The following is a 20,744-nucleotide window of genomic DNA, read 5'->3' as shown; positions in this document are numbered from 1 at the left end:
CGTACCGGGCAATTGTGGAGAAGAAATATGCATAACGAAGCACCCATTATCCGTCGTAAATCCAAACGCATTTACGTCGGCAAGGTGCCGGTCGGTGACGGCGCACCCATCGCTGTCCAGTCGATGACCAACACCCGCACCACTGACGTGGAGGCGACGGTAAATCAGATCAAAGCCCTTGAGCGAGTCGGTGTCGATATCGTTCGTATCTCGGTGCCTACCATGGATGCCGCAGAAGCATTCAGACTGATCAAACAGCAGGTAAACGTCCCGCTGGTTGCAGATATTCATTTTGACTACCGCATCGCCCTGAAAGTCGCCGAGTATGGCGTCGACTGCCTGCGCATCAATCCCGGTAATATCGGGAACAATGAGCGCATCCGTATGGTGGTCGACTGCGCGCGCGACAACAATATTCCGATACGAATTGGCGTGAACGCCGGTTCGCTGGAAAAAGATCTGCAGGAAAAGTATGGCGAGCCGACGCCGCAGGCGTTGCTGGAATCTGCCATGCGCCATGTCGATCATCTCGACCGTCTTAACTTCGATCAATTCAAAGTCAGCGTTAAAGCCTCTGACGTTTTCCTCGCGGTTGAATCTTATCGTCTGCTGGCGAAACAGATTGAACAGCCACTGCATCTCGGTATCACCGAAGCGGGCGGCGCGCGGGCTGGCGCAGTGAAATCGGCGATTGGACTGGGTCTGCTGCTGTCAGAAGGGATCGGCGATACGCTGCGTATCTCGCTGGCCGCCGATCCGGTAGAAGAAGTCAAAGTCGGTTTCGATATCCTCAAGTCACTGCGCATCCGTTCTCGTGGCATCAACTTCATCGCCTGTCCGACCTGCTCACGTCAGGAGTTCGACGTTATCGGCACGGTCAACGCGCTGGAGCAGCGTCTGGAAGACCTCATCACCCCGATGGATGTCTCCATTATCGGCTGCGTGGTCAACGGACCCGGCGAGGCGACTCTCTCTACGCTGGGCGTGACCGGCGGCAGCAAGAAGAGTGGTTTCTACGAAGATGGTGTGCGTCAGCGCGATCGTCTCGACAACAATGACATGATCGATCAGCTGGAAGCGCGCATTCGTGCTAAAGCGTCGATGCTGGATGCCAGTCGCCGTATTGATGTGCAGCATCTGGAAAAATAATGGCGTACGCGGTTTGCGTGCGTGACTTTTTTGACTGAACCTGTGCGGTTTCATCCTCATAAGGTATGATGCCGGACAGGTTTTTTTGCATTAAGAGATTCTAACGTGGCGAAGAATATTCAGGCGATTCGCGGGATGAACGACTACCTGCCTGCGGATACCGCCCTCTGGCAACGGATTGAAGGCGTTCTCAAGCAGACGCTGGCGAGCTACGGTTACAGCGAAATTCGCTTACCGCTGGTGGAGCAAACCCCACTGTTTAAACGCGCCATCGGTGAAGTCACCGACGTGGTTGAAAAAGAGATGTATACCTTCGAAGACCGCAACGGTGAAAGCCTGACGCTGCGTCCGGAAGGCACTGCAGGTTGCGTGCGAGCCGGTATTGAACACGGTTTACTCTACAACCAGGAGCAGCGCCTGTGGTATATGGGCCCGATGTTCCGCTATGAGCGTCCGCAGAAAGGCCGCTATCGTCAGTTCTACCAGATTGGCGTGGAAGTGTTTGGTCTGCAGGGTCCGGACATCGATGCTGAACTGATCATGCTGAACGCCCGCTGGTGGAAAGCCCTGGGTATCTCTGAGCACGTTCGTCTGGAACTCAACTCTATCGGTTCGCTGGAAGCACGCGCGCATTACCGCGACGCGCTGGTCGCCTTCCTTGAACAGCACAAAGAGGTGCTGGATGAGGATTGTAAACGCCGCATGTACACCAATCCGATGCGCGTTCTCGACACTAAAAATCCCGATATTCAGCAGTTACTGAATGATGCGCCACAGCTTGGCGACTATCTTGATGACGAATCACGCGAACATTTCAGCGGCCTGTGTGCCCTGCTGGATGACGCCGGGATTAGCTACACCGTCAATCAGCGTCTGGTACGCGGTCTTGATTATTACAATCGCACCGTGATTGAGTGGGTCACCGATAGCCTGGGTTCACAGGGCACGGTATGTGGTGGCGGTCGCTATGATGGCCTGGTTGAGCAGCTCGGTGGGCGCGCAACACCTGCCGTTGGCTTTGCCATGGGCATGGAGCGTCTGGTGCTGCTGGTTCAGGCGGTTAATCCTGAATTTGAACCGACGAGCAATGTGGATGTCTATGTTATCGCTTCAGGTCAGGGCGTGCAGTCTGCTGCGATGCAGCTGGCTGAGAAATTGCGTGATGAAGCGCCAGAACTGAGGCTGATGACCAACTTTGGCGGCGGCAACTTCAAGAAACAGTTTGCCCGTGCTGACAAGTGGGGCGCTCGCGTCGCACTGGTGTTAGGCGAGGACGAGGTCAAAGCCGGTCAGGTCGTGATTAAAGATCTGCGCCGTGGCGAGCAGCAAACGCTGGATCAGGCAGAGGCTGCTGCTGTCTTGCGCTCGCTGTTACAGTAAGCGTGACACAGCACCAACCATAGAAAGGAGAGGGATTGCGTGGAAGTGTATAGCAATGAGAACGAGCAGACCGACGCGCTGCGCAACTTTTTTGCCAACAATGGCAAAGCGTTAGCTATTGGCGTGGTGATCGGCATTGCTGCGCTGGGCGGCTGGCGTTACTGGAGCAGTCATCAGGACGATACGGCGAAGACAGTATCAGCGCAGTATCAGCAGCTCACCAGCGCCATGCAGGCGGGCAAACCGGAGACGCTGGAAGCGGTAAACCGTTTTGCCAGTGAAAACAGCAACACCTATGGTGCGCTGGCTGCGATGGATCTGGCGAAGCAGTATGTTGACGCCGGTCAGCTTGATAAAGCCGCGACGCTGCTGCAAAACGGACTGAAAGATACCAAAGATGCCAATCTGCAGGCGGTGATTAACCTGCGGCTGGCACGCATTCAACTGCAACAGAATCAAGCGGATGCGGCGCTTAAAACCCTTGACGGTGTGAAGGGTGATGGCTGGACAGCCATTGTGGCCGATATTCGCGGCGAAGCGCTGCTGACCAAAGGCGACAAGCAGGGCGCGCGCGATGCCTGGAGTAAAGGGGTTGAATCTGACGCCTCTCCGGCATTGAAGCAAATGATGCAGATGAAGATGAATAACTTAAGCTAAGCCAGTCAAGAGAGAGCGCATGGAATTACGTAAATACCTGCTGCCGGGACTGATTTCAGTCACTTTGCTCAGCGGTTGTTCGCTGTTTAGCGGCGAAGAAGATGTAGTAAAAATGGCCCCGTTGCCGAAGGTGGAAAATCAGTTCACGCCACAGAAAGTGTGGAGCACCTCGGTAGGCGATGGTGTCGGTGATTTCTACTCAAATCTGCATCCTGCCTGGCAGGATAATACGGTTTATGCTGCCGACCGCTTTGGTATCGTCAAAGCGCTCGATGCCGCAGACGGTAAAGAAAAATGGAAAGTCGATCTCTCTGAGAAAACCGGCTTCTTCTCTAAAAATCGCTCAGCCATGTTATCAGGTGGCCTGACGGCTGATGGCGATCGGGTCTATGTTGGCAGCGAGCGCGGCCAGGTTTATGCCCTCAACAGCAGTGATGGTAGCCTGGTGTGGCAGACGAAAGTCGCCGGTGAAGCACTGTCACGTCCGGTAGTCAGCGATGGTCTGGTGCTGGTTCATACCAGCAACGGCATGTTGCAGGGCCTGGATCAGAGCAGCGGTGCCGTGAAGTGGAGCGTCAACCTGGATATGCCAGCGTTGTCTCTGCGCGGTGAATCTGCTCCGGCTGTCGCTTTTGGTGGCGCGATTGTCGGTGGCGACAATGGTCGTGTCAGTGCCGTGGTGCTGAACCAGGGACAACTGGTCTGGCAGCAGCGTATTTCCCAGGTCAGCGGTGCCACTGAGATCGATCGTCTTAACGATGTCGATACCACACCGGTTATCGTCAATGGCGTGGTTTACGCGCTGGCGTATAACGGCAATCTGACAGCACTGGATCTGCGTTCCGGCCAGATTTTGTGGAAACGCGAAATTGGCGGTGTGAAAGATCTGATTGTGGATGCCGGCCGCATCTATCTGGTCGATCAGGACGATCGTGTGATTGCGCTTAACGCTGACGGCGGTGTCGCCATCTGGCGTCAAAGCGATCTGCTGCATCGCAACCTGACTTCGCCGGTGCTCTACAACGGCTATCTGGTTGTCGGCGACAGTGAAGGTTATCTGCACTGGCTGAACACCACGGATGGTCGTTTTGTTGCGCAGCAGAAACTGGATAGCTCAGGCTTCCAGACCGAGCCGGTGGTCGCCAGCGATAAGCTGCTGATCCAGTCGAAAGATGGTGAGGTTTATGCGATTACCCGTTAACGGGTACACGTCTGGCAGGTGAAATCCTCCGTTCCGACGGCTCCTGATTTAATCAGGGGCCGTTTCGTTTTTAGTCAGGCATGGTATTCTTTGCGCCTTAAGCCTGAACTTGACGGCCAGAGCCGTTATAATCACGCCATTCGGGCGATTAATTATTTATTGAGGCATTTTGTTATGGTACCTGTGGTCGCGCTGGTTGGGCGTCCCAATGTGGGAAAATCTACGCTATTTAACCGCTTAACCCGCACACGTGATGCGCTGGTAGCGGATTTTCCTGGACTGACTCGCGATCGCAAATATGGTCGCGCCGAAGTGGAAGGGCGCGAATTTATTGTTATTGATACCGGTGGTATCGACGGCACCGAAGAGGGTGTTGAAACGCGGATGGCCGAGCAGTCACTGCTGGCGATTGAAGAAGCGGATGTCGTGCTGTTTATGGTCGATGCGCGTGCGGGCATGATGGCCGCCGATCAGCAAATCGCTAAGCATCTCCGTTCCCGCCAGAAAGCGACTTTCCTGGTGGCCAACAAAACTGACGGGATGGATCCTGATCAGGCGGTTGTGGACTTCTATTCACTGGGCCTGGGCGAGATCCACGCCATTGCGGCATCGCATGGTCGTGGTGTGAGCAGCCTGATAGAAGAGGCACTGCTGCCATGGATGGACAAAGTTGAGACGGTCGAGCTCACGGAAGAAGAAGAGAACCAGGCGTACTGGGCTGCGCTTGAAGCTGACGAGATTGCTGAGCAGGAAGCCGCCGAGGAAGAAGAAAACTTCGACCCGACGGGCCTGCCGATCAAACTGGCGATTGTTGGCCGTCCTAACGTAGGTAAGTCAACGCTTACCAACCGTATTCTCGGTGAAGACCGCGTAGTGGTCTACGATATGCCGGGTACCACCCGCGACAGCATCTATATTCCGATGGAGCGTGATGGACGTGAATACGTTCTGATCGACACGGCGGGCGTGCGTAAGCGTGCCAAAATCTCTGATACCGTAGAGAAATTCTCGGTGATCAAGACGCTGCAGGCGATTGAAGATGCCAACGTGGTGATGCTGGTGATTGATGCCCATGCCGGTATTTCCGATCAGGATCTGTCGCTGCTTGGCTTCATTCTCAACAGTGGTCGTTCGCTGGTGATTGTGGTCAACAAATGGGATGGCCTGTCGCAGGAAGTGCGTGATGAAGTGAAAGAGACACTGGATTACCGTCTGGGCTTTATCGACTTCGCCCGCATCCACTTTATCTCTGCGCTGCACGGCAGCGGCGTCGGCAATCTGTTTGAGTCGATCACTGAAGCCTATGACTGTTCGACGAAGCGTGTAAACACCTCGCTGCTGACCCGTATCATGAACATGGCGGCAGACGATCACCAGCCACCGCTGGTACGCAGTCGTCGCGTTAAGCTCAAATACGCGCACGCGGGGGGCTATAACCCGCCTATCGTGGTAATCCACGGTAATCAGGTTAAGGATCTGCCAGATTCTTACAAACGCTACCTGATGAACTATTTCCGTAAATCACTCAACGTGATGGGAACGCCAATTCGTATTCAGTTCAAAGAGGGTGATAACCCTTACGAAGGCAAACGTAACCTGCTGACACCAACGCAGCAGCGTAAACGTAAGCGTCTGCTGGCGCATATGAAAAAGAACAAGCGTTAAGAATAGAGGGCCATCTGGCCCTCTTTTTTTTGCCCTGAATAAACCGGAGCAGGGAGAAAATAGTGACTATTATTTGCGAAAAATGTCAGCAACCGCTGTCGCTCAGTGACGGTGAATTTATCTGTAATACCTGCGGTACGCATTACCCCGCACAACCCTGCTGTCCGGCGTGTCATCAACCGCTTGAGGTGCTCAAAGCCTGCGGCGCGGTGGACTATTTTTGCCGGAACGGACATGGCCTTATCTCCCGCAAGCGCGTCCTTTTCCAGCCGCCAGGTCACTGACGCCGCTTTCAGCTACGCTTAAAACGTCTGAGAATTCAGAGCGACGACTGGCTCATTTTGTAGCAAAAATGCTATTGCGCCGTAACAAATGAGTTGTAGATGTTCACTCTGTAATGTACCAGGTGGTACAATCCTACCGCGTCGTGGGAGGGGCCAGTCACATCCGTGTTCTTCCGGCCCCTCGATCTCACGGACGCGGGTCTGTTTATATTCGATTTGAAACCGAGCGGTGCCTGGCGCGGACTGACTTATCGCGCCGGAGTCCGGATGGCATCTGTCCGGGCGCTCTGTTTATTCAGGAGAGTAAGTATTATGGCTGAAACATCCTCCCGCTCCGGAAAGGGGCTGGGAATAGCATCCGTGCTGCTCGGACTGGTGCTGCTTGCCACCGGTCTGTTTTTTGCAATTGGCGGCGGCAAACTGGTTGCACTTGGTGGCAGCGGGTACTTTTTAATTGCGGGTATCGTCACTGTACTCTCCGCAATTCAGTTCTTCCGTCGCAAATCCTCGGCAGTGATTCTGTTCCTGCTGGTCTTTGTCGGCACCCTGATCTGGTCGCTGTTCGACGCGGGCCTGGAGTTCTGGCCGCTGGTATCACGCCTGATGGTGCCTGCCGGACTGATGCTGCTTGCCTTCCTGATCTGGCCTTCACTGCGTAAGCATGAAGGTAAGCACTCACTGGCAAAACCCTCTTATGCGTTCTCTGCGCTGCTGGCGGCAGGCATGGTTGTTACGCTGGTGCAGATGTTCCAGCCACATCCTACCGTTGCAGGCACGGGCGAAGAGCTGCCGCTGATCCCGGTAGATAAAGCGAAACAGCAGAAAGACTGGGATAACTACGGTAATACCCCGCAGGGCAGCCGCTTTGTGGCGCTGGATCAAATTACCCGCGACAACGTGAAAGATCTGCAGGTGGCCTGGACTTTCCGCACCGGTGATACCCCTGTCAGCCCGACCGGCAACGGCGCAGAAGATCAGCAGACACCGTTGCAGATTGGCAATACCCTTTATCTCTGCACACCGCACAACAACGTCATCGCCGTTGAAGCCAACAGCGGTAAGCAGATCTGGAAACGTGAAATCAATGCCAAAGCGGAAGTCTGGCCGCGCTGCCGTGGTCTGGCTTACTTTGACGCCACGAAACCGCTGCAGCAGCCAGATAAGCCGGGGTCTTCACCTGTGACTGCCGCAGTGTTGCCAGCCGGTGACAGCTGTCAGCGTCGTATTCTGATGAACACCATCGACGCGCGTCTGATTGCGATCAATGCTGACAATGGTGAGTTCTGTGAAAACTTTGGCGATCACGGCATCGTTGATCTCAAAGCGGGCATGGGCAAGGCACCGGATCCGCAATATCAGCTGACCTCAGCGCCAACCCTGGCTGGCACCACTGTGGTGGTCGGCGGTCGCGTAGCGGATAACGTGCAGACGGATATGCCGGGTGGCGTATTGCGTGGCTTTGACGTTATCACCGGCCAGATGCGCTGGGCGTTTGACCCAGGCAATGTTGACCCGAATGCGATATTGATGCCGGGTAAAGATTATACCCGTAGTACGCCGAACTCATGGGCGCCAATGTCTTACGACCCGGAAATGAACACCGTGTTCATTCCAATGGGCAGTTCGTCGGTTGACCTCTGGGGTGCGAACCGTACTGAACTGGATCACAAATATGGCGCATCGGTTCTGGCGCTGGATGCCACGACCGGTAAAGAGAAGTGGGTCTATCAGACCGTGCATAACGATCTGTGGGACTTTGACCTGCCGATGCAGCCAAGCCTGATCGACTTCCCGCAAAAAGATGGCACTACCACACCTGCGGTAGTGATTGGCGGCAAAACCGGCATGATCTTCGTACTTGACCGTATGACCGGCAAGCCGCTGACCAAAGTCGAAGAACTGCCGATGCCGCAGGGTCATATCCCGAACGAGCAGTACACCAAAACGCAGCCACACTCGACCGGGATGCCGCAGATTGGCAACCAGACGCTGAAAGAGTCTGACATGTGGGGTGCCACGCCGTTTGATCAGCTGGCCTGCCGCATTGGCTTCAAATCTATGCGCTATGATGGCCTGTTCACCGTGCCGGACACCGACAAGTCTCTGAGCTTCCCGGGTTCGCTGGGCGGTATGAACTGGGGCAGCATGTCGGTCGATCCGAACAACCACCTGTTGTTCGTCAATGATATGCGTCTGGGTCTGTGGGTTCAGATGATCCCGGCTGATACCAGCAATATTGCGCGCGGCAGCAACGGCGGCGAAGCGATCAACACCGGTATGGGTGCCGTTCCGCTGAAAGGTACGCCATATGCTGTGAATAAAAATCGCTTTATGTCACCGCTGGGTATCCCATGTCAGAAACCGCCATTTGGTACGCTGTCGGCGATTGACATGAAAACGCAGAAAATCGTCTGGCAGGTGCCGGTCGGCACGGTGCAGGATACCGGACCATTCGGTATCAAGATGCGCGTCAAAATGCCGGTTGGCATGCCAACGCTGGGCGGTACGCTGGCCACGCAGGGCGGCCTGGTGTTCATCGCGGGTACGCAGGATTACTATCTGCGCGCCTTTGATTCTTCAACCGGCAAAGAGGTGTGGAAAGCACGTCTGCCGGTGGGCAGTCAGGGTGGCCCGATGAGCTACGTCTCACCGAAAGATGGTAAGCAGTACATCCTGATCTCGGCAGGTGGCGCACGTCAGTCACCGGACCGTGGTGATTATGTAATTGCTTACGCGCTGCCAGACAGCAAGTAACAACGCTTAAGGAAAAGGGCCGACATTGTCGGCCTTTTTTTTGCTTATTTACCGTCGCGCCACAGCGCCTGCAACTCAGGTGGCGCCACCTGTTCCGGAATCAACAGCACTATCGTCCCAACCTCGCGGTGGGTTGCATACTGAATCTGGATGCGAAAATAGCGCTGGTCGCCACTGCCCACCTGCGCGGCTTTCTCCTCCGGTTCGCCCAGCGGCATCGCCTGCTGCAGCGCATGGCAGACGCGCTCTCTTTCTGGCGGCGGCAGATCGCCCAGCATAAAGCGTCGTTCGGCGCGTAGCCCCGGAATAAAGGCCATGCCGCCTTCACGCGCGACGATGATGGTGGCGTCATCAGTGAGTTCGGGCAGGTCACTCATAGCACGCCAACCTCCTTCCACGCCTGTTCAATGGCACTGCCGACCGATTCGTTGAACCGTTTTTTACCATGCTGAACGGTGAAGCGGGCAAAGGTCTTAAAGTCAGCATCCTGTGGCAGTTCGTCGTCACACACCGTGTCGTACCAGGCATATCCCGCCTGTTCCCACGCATAACCACCCAGCGCTGTTGCTGCCAGATAAAAAGCCCGGTTAGGGATGCCGGAGTTGATATGAACCCCGCCATTATCTTCGCGTGTTTTCACGTAGTGATCCATGTGTGCCGGTTGCGGATCTTTGCCCAGCATCGGGTCATCATAGGCCGAGCCAGGTTCAGACATCGATCGCAGACCACGCCCATTGATGCCGCTTGCCAGCAGGCCTTCGCCAATAATCCAGTCCGCCTCACCGGCGCGCTGTTTTTTACTGAACTGTTTCACCAGCGAGCCAAACACATCTGACAGCGACTCGTTCAGTGCACCAGCCTGCTCGAAGTAGATCAAGCCGGCTTCATTTTCCGTCACGCCATGCGCCAGTTCGTGCGCCACAACGTCAATCGCAATGGTGAAGCGATTAAAGATTTCGCCGTCACCATCACCAAATACCATTTGCTGACCGTTCCAGAAGGCGTTCTGGTATTTGTCACCGTAGTGTACGGTACCGAGCAATTTCAGCCCCTGATTATCCAGCGAATTACGCTGATAAGCCTGCCAGAAGAAGTCATAGGTTACGCCAAGATAGTTCCAGGCTTCCTCAGCCGCCACGTCGTCATTGCCGGGCTGGCCCTCCTGACGAATCAACTTACCTGGCAGGGTCTGCTGACTTTGCGCATCATAAATTTCACGATCCACGTGGCCGCCTGCCGCGGTTTTTGCCACCGGCTGCTTTTGCCAGTGTTCCGCCATCAGGTGCTGGACGTGTGTCAGGGTGCGACGCGCCTGCTCCTGCTGGTGGCCGGAACCGTGCGCGATGATTTTGCGAAGGATATAGGGAGGAATAACGCAATAAGCCATCTGAAACTCCTTGGCGACAGGGAATGTGCCAGAAAGTATAGACCCGTCAGGCTGGTTAGACCTCATTAGTAAGGCCAGCGTTAAGTGTAAAAGTGTGAGCTGACGGGCAGAGTCAGGAGACGGTTTTGCGGCGGCGCTTTTCTGAGGCAACAACGTTGGCCAGCCATCTGAAACGCCCTGGCGACAGGGAATGTGCCAGAAAGTATAGACCCGTCAGGCTGGTTAGACCTCATTAGTAAGGCCAGCGTTAAGTGTAAAAGTGTGAGCTGACGAGCAGAGTCAGGAGGCGGTTTTGCGGCGGCGCTTTTCTGAGACAACAACGTTGGCAAGCCATCTGAAACGCCCTGGCGACAGGGAATGTGCCAGAAAGTATAGACCCGTCAGGCGGGTTAGACCTCATTAGTGAGGCCAGCGTTAAGTGTAAAAATGTGAGCTGACGGGCAGAGTCAGGAGGCGGTTTTGCGGCGGCGCTTTTTCTCAGGCAGTAACTGCGTCACCTGGCTTTCAACCCAGCCATCATCAAGACGGGTACGGAGCAGGTCGCCGCTCTGGAGCTGTGCGGTTTTCTTCACCACCTGTCCGGCAGTGTCGGTGGTCACGCTAAAACCGCGCGCCAGCGTCGCCAGCGGGCTGACGCCTTCCAGCTGCGCCACCAACTGACCAAAGTGCTGTTTGCTGGTGCTCAGCTGTTTTGTCATGCTCTGCTGCAGGCGGTAGTGCCAGCTTTGCAGCTGTTTTTGCGCATCGAACAGCCGCTGCTGAGGCTGCTGGGCATTGAGTCGATGCGACAGGCGATCCTGCTGACGCGTGGCCTGACGCAGGCGGGTTTCCATCGCTTCTCCCAGTCGCTGCTGCAGGCGGAACAGGGCGGTCTGCTGACGGGCCAGACGCAGCTGCGGATGCTGCTGTTGCAGACGATGCTCAAGGCGGGAGTAAAGCCGCTGCTGACGTGCCAGGTAGTAATCCATCGCCATCTCCAGCCGCTGTTGCTGTGACTGCAACTGACGCAGTAACTCCAGCTGGTTACGGCTGACAATTTCAGCCGCGGCGGAAGGGGTGGGTGCACGTAAATCGGCAACGAAGTCGGCAATGGTGACATCGGTTTCATGACCCACCGCGCTGACGATGGGAATGCGGCTGGCAAAAATGGCGCGCGCCACGCGTTCATCGTTAAAGCCCCACAAATCTTCCAGCGAACCGCCGCCGCGTCCGACAATTAATACGTCGCACTCGTTGCGCAGGTTGGCGATTTCAATCGCCCGGACGATAGCCGCTGGCGCATCGACGCCCTGAACCACGGTCGGGTAGATGACCACGGGCAGGGAGGGATCACGGCGATGCAGCACGCGTAACACATCGTGCAGCGCCGCGCCGGTGGAAGAGGTGATCACCCCGACCTGACGCGCCGGTTCCGGCAGCGGTTGCTTATGCTGCGGATCAAACAGTCCTTCGGTGGCCAGTTTTGCTTTCAGCAGTTCAAACTGCTGCTGCAGCAAGCCTTCACCCGCCGGATGCATACTTTCGGCAATCAGCTGATAGTCACCGCGTGGCTCATAGAGAGTGATGTTGGCGCGAACCAGCACCTGCTGACCATGCTGCGGACGAAAGGTAACGCGTCGGTTACTGTTGCGGAACATAGCACAGCGAACCTGAGCGCCATCATCTTTCAGCGTGAAGTACCAGTGACCGGATGCCGGTTGCGTGAAGTTGGAGATCTCGGCGCTGATCCAGACCAGGCCCATCTCTTTCTCCAGCAGCTGACGCACTGTCGTATTGAGACGGCTGACGGTAAAAATATTGGCGATGGGTGGCAGCGACATGTGACGAAGATCAAATTCCAAATCAGCAGGTTAATTCATCGATACTACAGGGCTGTCAGTGCGGATCAAGAGTTTTTCGTAAATAATGCTGGAGGCAATCGATTACGGCCTGTATAATGCCGCGGCAATATTTTATCTATTCTCAATCACCCGAGGTGGAGTATTGCCATGTTAAGAATCGCTAAAGAAGCACTCACTTTTGACGACGTTCTGCTCGTCCCTGCACACTCCACCGTCCTGCCGAATACGGCCGATCTCAGCACTCAGCTGACCAAAAATATCCGTTTAAATATTCCTATGCTCTCCGCTGCCATGGACACAGTGACCGAGTCGGGTCTGGCGATTGCGCTGGCACAGGAAGGCGGCCTTGGCTTCATCCATAAAAATATGTCAATCGAACGCCAGGCGGACGAAGTGCGCAAGGTGAAGAAACATGAAAGCGGCGTGGTGACTGAACCACAGACCGTTCTGCCAACCACCCCACTGGCTGACGTTAAAGCGCTGACCGAGCGCAACGGCTTTGCGGGCTATCCGGTGGTTAACCGCGACAACGAACTGGTGGGTATCATCACCGGTCGTGACGTGCGCTTTGTCACTGACCTTTCACAGCCTGTCTCTGCAGTCATGACCCCGAAAGATCGTCTGGTGACGGTAAAAGAGGGCGAAGCGCGCGATGTGGTGCTGCACAGGATGCATGAAAAGCGCGTTGAGAAAGCGCTGGTGGTGGATGACAGCTTCCATCTGCTGGGCATGATCACCGTTAAAGATTTCCAGAAAGCCGAACGTAAACCTAACGCCTGTAAAGATGCGCAGGGCCGTCTGCGTGTCGGTGCGGCAGTCGGCGCAGGTGCAGGTAACGAAGAGCGTATCGATGCGCTGGTTGCAGCGGGCGTTGACGTGCTGCTGATTGACTCTTCACACGGCCATTCTGAAGGCGTGCTGTCACGTATCCGTGAAACCCGTGCCAAATACCCGGACCTTGAAATCGTCGGCGGCAACGTAGCCACCGGTGCCGGCGCACTGGCGCTGGTTGCGGCAGGTGTCAGCGCCGTTAAAGTGGGTATCGGCCCGGGCTCTATCTGTACTACCCGTATCGTGACCGGCGTGGGCGTTCCGCAGATCACTGCCGTCTCTGACGCAGTCACCGCGCTGGAAGGCACCGGTATTCCGGTGATTGCCGATGGCGGTATCCGTTTCTCCGGCGACATCGCGAAAGCGATCGCCGCCGGTGCGTCCTGTGTCATGGTCGGTTCGATGCTGGCGGGGACCGAAGAGTCACCGGGCGAGATCGAACTCTATCAGGGCCGTTCGTTCAAATCCTATCGCGGTATGGGTTCACTGGGCGCGATGTCTAAAGGCTCTTCTGACCGCTACTTCCAGACCGATAACGCCGCTGACAAACTGGTGCCGGAAGGTATCGAAGGTCGCGTGGCCTATAAAGGCCGTCTGAAAGAGATCGTGCATCAGCAGATGGGCGGCCTGCGCTCGTGCATGGGCCTGACCGGTTGCCCGACCATTGATGACCTGCGCACTAAGGCGGAGTTTGTCCGCATCAGCGGCGCCGGCATCAATGAGAGCCACGTGCATGATGTGACCATCACCAAAGAGTCACCGAACTATCGCATGGGTTCATAATCCCGATTTCCCGCCCGGCTTCAGCCGGGCGCTTTTATTGATTAAGTCACCGTTCTGGAAAACCCTCAATGACGACGGAAAATATCCATAAGCATCGCATTCTGATTCTCGATTTCGGCTCACAATATACTCAGCTGGTCGCACGTCGCGTACGCGAGCTGGGCGTTTACTGTGAACTCTGGGCATGGGATGTCACCGAAGAGCAGATTCGCCAGTTCAACCCAAGCGGCATCATCCTTTCCGGTGGCCCGGAGAGCACCACCGAACTGAACAGCCCGCGTGCGCCTGAATATGTCTTCAGCGCTGGCGTGCCGGTGCTGGGTGTCTGCTACGGTATGCAGACGATGGCAATGCAGCTGGGCGGCACCGTTGCTGGCTCAACCGAGCGTGAGTTTGGTTATGCGCAGGTTGAAGTGACGACGCCAAGCGCCCTGGTTCGCGATATTGAAGATGCGATCAGCGCCGCTGGCAAACCGCTGCTGGATGTCTGGATGAGCCATGGCGACAAAGTCACGGCGATCCCGGCTGACTTCGTGACCGTTGCCAGCACAGAAACCTGTCCGTTCGCCATCATGGCTAACGAAGAGAAGCGTTTCTACGGCGTGCAGTTCCACCCGGAAGTGACCCATACCCGCCAGGGCCTGCGGATGCTTGAGCGCTTCGTTATCGACATCTGTGAATGTGAAGCCCTGTGGACGCCAGCCAAAATCATTGAAGATGCGGTTGAACGCCTGCGTGTGCAGGTCGGCAACGACAAAGTGATCCTCGGCCTGTCAGGTGGTGTTGACTCCTCCGTGACGGCAATGCTGCTGCATCGCGCCATTGGCGACCGTCTGACCTGCGTGTTCGTAGATAACGGGCTGCTGCGCCTGAACGAAGCACAACAGGTTATGGATATGTTTGGCGACCACTTCGGCCTCAACATTATTCACGTTGAAGGCGAAGCGCGCTTCCTCGACGCGCTGGCAGGTGAGAATGAGCCGGAAGCGAAACGTAAAATTATCGGTCGCGTCTTTGTGGAAGTCTTCGACGAAGAAGCGCTGAAGCTGCAGGACGTTAAGTGGCTGGCACAGGGCACCATCTATCCGGATGTTATTGAGTCTGCGGCCTCTGCAACCGGTAAGGCGCACGTCATTAAATCGCATCACAACGTCGGCGGCCTGCCGAAAGAGATGAAGATGGGCCTGGTTGAGCCGCTGCGTGAGCTGTTCAAAGATGAAGTGCGTAAGATTGGTCTGGAGCTGGGCCTGCCTTACGACATGCTCTACCGCCATCCGTTCCCGGGTCCAGGTCTGGGCGTGCGCGTGCTGGGCGAAGTGAAGAAAGAGTATTGCGACCTGCTGCGCCGTGCCGATGCCATCTTCATTGAAGAGCTGCATAAAGCGGATCTCTATAACAAAGTCAGCCAGGCCTTCACCGTCTTCCTGCCGGTACGTTCAGTCGGCGTGATGGGCGATGGCCGTAAATATGACTGGGTTGTCTCGCTGCGTGCGGTGGAAACCATCGACTTTATGACCGCACACTGGGCGCACCTGCCGTATGATTTCCTGGGTCGTGTCTCTAACCGCATCATCAATGAAGTCGACGGCATCTCCCGCGTGGTGTATGACATCAGCGGTAAGCCACCAGCGACGATTGAGTGGGAGTGAGGCTATTATTTAACCTATTTTTTTATTTGATTTAGTGAGTGCCATTGATGATATTGACTGCATTATCAATGGCATTTTTCAAGGTATAAGGCCGACGCTGAATCAAAGATATAGCAAATACCATGTGACCGTATCAGCAAATGCCATGGTATCGACAACCGGGTGCATTGCAGCGCTGTGCTGATGTCATCGATGCCCGCTTTTGGTCTCAGAACCGCTCTCTCGACCCAAGCCTCCAGATCGTTAAATATGCGCCAGAGGAGCACCTCGTGATCGAAATTGTGAACAAGACAGCCGCCGCTCGGAATCGAAGTCTCCATATGAGTGAATAAAGTTTGCGGAAAACACGCTGAGAAAATAGAAAATGTTCAATGACGGGACATAGCAATGGCGATTAACGGAGAGGACGGTGTTAGTGCAGTCACTGTGGATGAACTACTCAAGCAAGGCCTTCGGATACCGAACTATCAACGCCCATACAGTTGGGAAGTATCGACCGCTCTACAACTGGTGGATGATCTCAGCGAAGCTCTTCAAGATACCGAACGAAAAGATATTCCCTATGTTTTGGGTGCAATCATTCTTCACGATGATGGTGAGTATCTCAATGTAGTCGACGGACAGCAACGTCTGCTGACTTTGCGAATGATTCTTGCGGCCTTAGATCCGATAAATCATCAGATTTCGGTGTCTGGTAACAGCGAAACCCCTGTCTCCCTGGTTTGGATGGAGCTTCAAAGGCGCCTGTCGCAGTTGGAAGATAAAAAAGAATTTTTGGATTTTATCTGTCACAAATGTCAGTTGGTGCGTATTGTGACGGACGATATTGATGAGGCATTTCGTGTCTTTGATTCCCAGAACTATCGCGGCAAACCGCTTGCCCCTCACGACTTGCTCAAAGCACACCACCTGCGCGAAATGCACGATGAGTCCGCTGCTATGAAAGTGGCTGTCGTTGAGGCTTGGGAAGCCGTAAAAGATGAGGATCTGGACAGGCTTTTTTCTACTTTTTTATACCGGATATCCAAGTGGTCACGAGGCGAAAACTCGCTCGAATTTGCTATTCGGGACATCGGCATGTTCAAGGGAATTTCATCGCGATCCAACAGATCATTTTCGCCAAATCTGCGATATCACCTTGCAGCACAAGCCGCTATGCCACTTCTAAGTGCATGGGCGGTGTCCTCTACACATGATGCACGAAATGCCGGGCGCAGCCGCTTTCAGCTTGATGCCCCGATAATCGCTGGGCGCTCATTTTTCGAGATGGTGACATTCATGCTTGACGAATTGAAGATACTGGAGAAAGAGGTTATCGACAGAGGTTTCAAAAACTTTGGCCCATCTCAAAGTCGCTACCGCTACGTGTACGAATTGTTCATTGCCGCGCTGCTTTGCTATACAAACAAGTTTGGCGATGAAGATTTAGATGAAGTGCGAAATAGGTTATTCGCATGGGCATATGCCTTACGGGTCGAGTTACTTCGTGTGCAATTTGTATCTGCTGACAACCGAGCGCGAGGTAAAAACGATGCAAATAAATCGCCTTTTGTTTTGCTACGCAACGCGATGACTGGAAGTGTTGTCCGCAAACTTCCAATAGCAAGTCAGCCATACAACGATAACCACGAAAAGGAACTCGTTGCTTTTATCAAGGGGCTGCAATGAGCAAGAAGGAGTTGAAACCCGAACTGCTAACAGTAGGCACGCTATTCACGGACAATTATCTGATTCCTGTTTATCAACGGAACTATGCTTGGCGGGCCGAACAGATTGAGCAACTTATCAGCGATATTCAAGACTCGGTGGTTGGGGGTCAGGACGACTATTTTCTTGGGAACCTTGTTGTAATCAAGCGGGGTAGAGAGGACGAGTTCGAGGTCATAGATGGACAACAACGACTGACAACTCTCTATCTGCTTCTGACATTCCTGGAGCAAGATGGTGAGGGTGAGAAGCCGTCGGTTGGCCATGCAGGCCACTTGCAATATGAGTCGCGAGCACGGGCAACGGAAGCCCTGCGGCGAGTAGCACAGGAGGCGGCTAAGGAGCACGTCCGACCGCAGGGCTCCACGAGTAATGCAGATGCTGGCATCCATGAAGGCTACAGCATCATCAATCAGTTCTTCAAACAAAATGAAGCTCTTAATCGCTCACGCGAAAAATTCTCCGATTTCTTGCTAACGAAGGTGACTGTCGTCCGTGCCTCGCTGCCACCCAATACCGACCTCAATCGCTACTTCGAGATCATGAACACTCGTGGGCAGCAACTCAAGCAGGTTGATATTGTTAAGGCTCGCCTGATGAGCAAGCTGCCCAATCAATATGAACGCGAATGCTTCGCGTGGGTTTGGAATGCCTGTGCTGACATGGATTCTTATGTCCAGATGTCTCTGACCCGTGGTGACACCAGTTTGCGAAACAAAGTATTTGGCGATGAATGGTCCTGGTTGGAGGTGACCAGCTTCGCGTCGCTAATGGAAAGTCGTCCGCAATCCGGCATCAATACATCAAGGCAATCCTCCGAAGGGGTATCGTTGTCCTTGGATGAGGCGTTGTCAAAATACGCTAAAGAGATCGAGTCAAATTCCACTGAAGACGAAGGCAACGAGCGGTTTCGTTCGACTATTGAGTTTCCGGCCTTTCTGCTACACGTGCTAAGAATCATGAAAGGCGATGAGGTCGAAGACGAAGGCCAGCTTGACGACAAGCGCCTCATCAAGTCATTTGACGACGCCGTAAATAATATACCCGATGCTAAAGCCGATTGGGTGCGTAGCTTTGCATTCATGCTTCTCAAGTGCCGCAACCTCTTCGATGGCTTCATCTTGAAGCGTCAATTCACGGCGAACATCGGTGACGATGGCGATTGGTCTCTCCAGCGATTGAAGAAAGGCGGCGCGGACAAGAAGCCAACCCCGACGTACATCCATGTTTTCTCGGCCAGCAATGGAAACTTAGAGGAGGACGGCGGTGCTGACCCACATACACGAGATGTGTTGCTGCTTCAGTCCATGCTTCGGATTACCTACACTTCTCCGCGAACGATGCACTGGATTACCAAAGTTCTTCGCTGGCTATCCGTTAAAGCCCCTCAAGACGCGAAACATGCGGATCTTGCCGATTTGTTGAAGGGGTATGCCCGCAGCAAGGTCAAAGAGACATTCCCCTTTGAGGAAGATCAGCAACCACAAGGGTTAGGTATCAGCCGTATCGTCTTTTCGTATCTCGACTATCTTCTGTTGAGCGATTCCTCAAAACGAGATTTCAAATTTCAGTTCAGAAATTCCATTGAGCACTTTTATCCACAGCATCCGGATAGAGAACAGTCGGGCGCGGTTGTTTCAGGTTCTAGCCTTAACCTGCTTGGCAACCTCGCGCTCGTAAGCGTCAGCGCGAATTCAAAATTCAGCAATAGCCTTCCCAGAGCGAAGGCCGAAAACTTCAAGGATACGATTGAACTTCAAAGTCCCAAGCTCAAAAGAATGGCGGAAATCACTCGAAATACAAGCTGGGACGATCAGCAGATAACAGCACATCATGAAGAGATGGTGACATTGCTTCGTGATGATGTAAGTCTGGTGGAAGCAAGCGGAAGATCCTACCCGGGGCGTTGACTTCTTTGAATAACCGCTTTTGGACGAATACCCCTTGTGGAGTGCAAGTAGTCAGTCTAAAAGCGTTTTGCGTCGGGCGACGCGAACAGTACAGCTCCCAGGTTTTCTTACCATGGTATTTTGTGTGGTATCGACATGCAAAGAAAATTCAAACCTATTGATTTTATAGTGTTTTAAGGTGGCATTGATCATCGAGTGGGAATAAGGGGGTGATTTTTTAATTGCCTGACTTGATAAAAGAATACCAATAAATTTTATCTATTGGTGTTCTTTTTAATAATATGAAAGATTTAAATTCCCGTATCAAATTAGGAGTACTTTATTATTCATAGTCCCAGCCCCATGAATATAAACATTGTATTGCATGAAGGAGAGCACATAAATGGATACTTTTGGATATTGAGAAATTAAGCTTCCCACTAAAAGACTTATCTAACACCTCAGGCATGTCTACATGACCTAATGTTCTCAATTGTGTTTTTGTTCTTTTCATTTCAGAGTAAAGTTTTGGGGATTCTCTCAGTTGGAAGTGCTCTTTATTTCCCTGAAAGATTAAATCGTCAAGGTAATTAGCGCTTATGGTAAGGTTGGCTTTTAGATTGTTGTACAACGTATTGAAGTTAATCATTTCTTTTTGAACGTTGCTCATCAACTCTTGTAGTTTAGATTGATCAAGTCTTGCTTTCATCTCTAAAACCAGATTGCAAAAATAAGTATCATTCACTAAATCCGCCTCTAGGTATGTATTTGGTTCTAAATGATACTTTAAATTTATTTTTTCTCTGAAAGAACAATCTCCAAATATATTTTTAACTGGATTGAGATGATCCTCAATAAAAGATATTTGGTAAAATCTATGTGATATGTTTTCTGAAGTTTGCCAGGCAAGTTGCCCTTGGAATGTACGGAAAACCATTTCTGAACTTTCATGCAGTAAATGCCTTAGATATCTCTCTGCATGTTGATTGGTGTCATATCGGTCGAAATGGTTAACTATTTTTACTAATGTTTCCCCAGCTACTCTACTCAATTCAAGAAGATCATTTTTATGTTTGTTTTGTGTTTTAAGTAGTGCTTTTCTATATGTCAAATGAGATTGAGATAAATGAGAACGATAGTCATTAAAATGATTTCTCTTTGCAAAATCACTTTGCTTTTTTGCATACAGCATACTGAATGCCGATACAATTAATGCAGCAAATGATAATATTTCAGTTAATCCAATATTCATTTTTATCCATAGCATATCAATTATTTTTACACGTCCAGTAATTATACTTTGTTGAACATTTCTGCATCAAGGGAATTGTTCAAAAGATTAGAATGGTAAAAATCCTTTAGGGGATCGTTGTGAGACTGATTGATCTGTCTCTAGTATTAGACACAATCGTCAGTTAGTACGGTCGGTTTTCCTGGACGACACAGGAATACATCTCTCTAACTCTATCGGATTGGGGCCTAGGCCGCGGCGTGTGTGGGGGTGTGGGGATACGGCGCTGGGGCCCGGGTGGGGGGGGGTTTTAAAAAAAACAATCCCGCCGCCGAG

Annotated in this window: 14 protein-coding genes and 1 pseudogene; 11 read left to right on the top strand and 4 right to left on the bottom strand. The window is 53.1% G+C overall.

Annotated features, from left to right (window positions below; genetic code table 11):
* The first annotated feature begins 27 nt into the window (after window positions 1–27).
* The 7 genes and pseudogenes from ispG to NCR98_RS29330 all read left to right on the top strand — a co-directional run bounded on the left by ispG (window position 28) and on the right by NCR98_RS29330 (window position 9,090).
* Window positions 28–1,149, top strand: a complete 1,122-nt coding sequence (ispG, locus tag NCR98_RS29360) for a flavodoxin-dependent (E)-4-hydroxy-3-methylbut-2-enyl-diphosphate synthase (RefSeq protein ID WP_003848692.1) — start codon at window positions 28–30, stop codon at window positions 1,147–1,149.
* A 105-nt stretch (window positions 1,150–1,254) separates the two neighbouring features.
* A complete protein-coding gene (gene hisS / locus NCR98_RS29355) occupies window positions 1,255–2,529 on the top strand; it encodes a histidine--tRNA ligase (protein WP_010257545.1) in 1,275 nt (424 codons plus the stop codon).
* 39 nt (window positions 2,530–2,568) lie between these two features.
* The gene (locus NCR98_RS29350; RefSeq protein WP_010257542.1) at window positions 2,569–3,186 is read left to right on the top strand and encodes a YfgM family protein; all 618 of its coding nucleotides are present in this window, start codon (window positions 2,569–2,571) and stop codon (window positions 3,184–3,186) included.
* 19 nt (window positions 3,187–3,205) lie between these two features.
* Complete coding sequence (bamB, locus tag NCR98_RS29345) at window positions 3,206–4,387, top strand: outer membrane protein assembly factor BamB (RefSeq protein WP_250489341.1); 1,182 nt, start codon at window positions 3,206–3,208, stop codon at window positions 4,385–4,387.
* A gap of 174 nt (window positions 4,388–4,561) precedes the next feature.
* Window positions 4,562–5,983, top strand: a pseudogene (gene der, locus NCR98_RS29340) (ribosome biogenesis GTPase Der); the annotation flags it as partial.
* 131 nt (window positions 5,984–6,114) lie between these two features.
* Window positions 6,115–6,336, top strand: a complete 222-nt coding sequence (locus NCR98_RS33535; protein WP_010257531.1) for a zinc ribbon domain-containing protein — start codon at window positions 6,115–6,117, stop codon at window positions 6,334–6,336.
* A gap of 312 nt (window positions 6,337–6,648) precedes the next feature.
* The gene (locus NCR98_RS29330) at window positions 6,649–9,090 is read left to right on the top strand and encodes a glucose/quinate/shikimate family membrane-bound PQQ-dependent dehydrogenase (RefSeq protein ID WP_250489339.1); all 2,442 of its coding nucleotides are present in this window, start codon (window positions 6,649–6,651) and stop codon (window positions 9,088–9,090) included.
* A 44-nt stretch (window positions 9,091–9,134) separates the two neighbouring features.
* Here NCR98_RS29330 and NCR98_RS29325 read toward each other — a convergent pair whose 3' ends face one another.
* From NCR98_RS29325 to xseA, 3 genes are all read right to left on the bottom strand, one after another.
* A complete protein-coding gene (locus tag NCR98_RS29325; protein WP_010671321.1) occupies window positions 9,135–9,467 on the bottom strand; it encodes a protealysin inhibitor emfourin in 333 nt (110 codons plus the stop codon).
* Complete coding sequence (locus NCR98_RS29320; protein WP_182500256.1) at window positions 9,464–10,477, bottom strand: M4 family metallopeptidase; 1,014 nt, start codon at window positions 10,475–10,477, stop codon at window positions 9,464–9,466. The genes NCR98_RS29325 and NCR98_RS29320 overlap by 4 nt, the downstream gene beginning before the upstream one ends.
* Before the next feature lie 446 nt (window positions 10,478–10,923).
* A complete protein-coding gene (gene xseA / locus NCR98_RS29315; RefSeq protein ID WP_033758621.1) occupies window positions 10,924–12,297 on the bottom strand; it encodes an exodeoxyribonuclease VII large subunit in 1,374 nt (457 codons plus the stop codon).
* Window positions 12,298–12,465: 168 nt separating this feature from the next.
* On the opposite strand from xseA, the gene guaB reads away from it, so the two are divergent.
* From guaB to NCR98_RS29295, 4 genes are all read left to right on the top strand, one after another.
* A complete protein-coding gene (guaB, locus tag NCR98_RS29310) occupies window positions 12,466–13,932 on the top strand; it encodes an IMP dehydrogenase (protein ID WP_031594021.1) in 1,467 nt (488 codons plus the stop codon).
* A 68-nt stretch (window positions 13,933–14,000) separates the two neighbouring features.
* Window positions 14,001–15,581, top strand: coding sequence for a glutamine-hydrolyzing GMP synthase (gene guaA, locus NCR98_RS29305; protein WP_010671325.1), 1,581 nt, complete (start codon window positions 14,001–14,003; stop codon window positions 15,579–15,581).
* Window positions 15,582–15,968: 387 nt separating this feature from the next.
* Entirely contained in the window at window positions 15,969–17,249 is a 1,281-nt protein-coding gene (locus NCR98_RS29300) for a DUF262 domain-containing protein (protein WP_187492060.1), read from the top strand.
* Entirely contained in the window at window positions 17,246–19,198 is a 1,953-nt protein-coding gene (locus NCR98_RS29295; protein WP_187510548.1) for a DUF262 domain-containing protein, read from the top strand. The genes NCR98_RS29300 and NCR98_RS29295 overlap by 4 nt, the downstream gene beginning before the upstream one ends.
* Window positions 19,199–19,520: 322 nt before the next feature.
* Here the strand turns inward: NCR98_RS29295 and NCR98_RS29290 are convergent, their stop codons facing one another.
* Window positions 19,521–20,429, bottom strand: coding sequence for a hypothetical protein (locus NCR98_RS29290; protein WP_187510549.1), 909 nt, complete (start codon window positions 20,427–20,429; stop codon window positions 19,521–19,523).
* Window positions 20,430–20,744: the final 315 nt, after the last annotated feature.

This window comes from Caballeronia sp. GAWG2-1 (genome assembly GCF_023631405.1).
GTDB lineage: Bacteria > Pseudomonadota > Gammaproteobacteria > Burkholderiales > Burkholderiaceae > Caballeronia.
The sequence above is the reverse complement of the archived record's forward strand: the minus strand, read 5'-3'. Positions and strand labels throughout refer to the sequence as shown.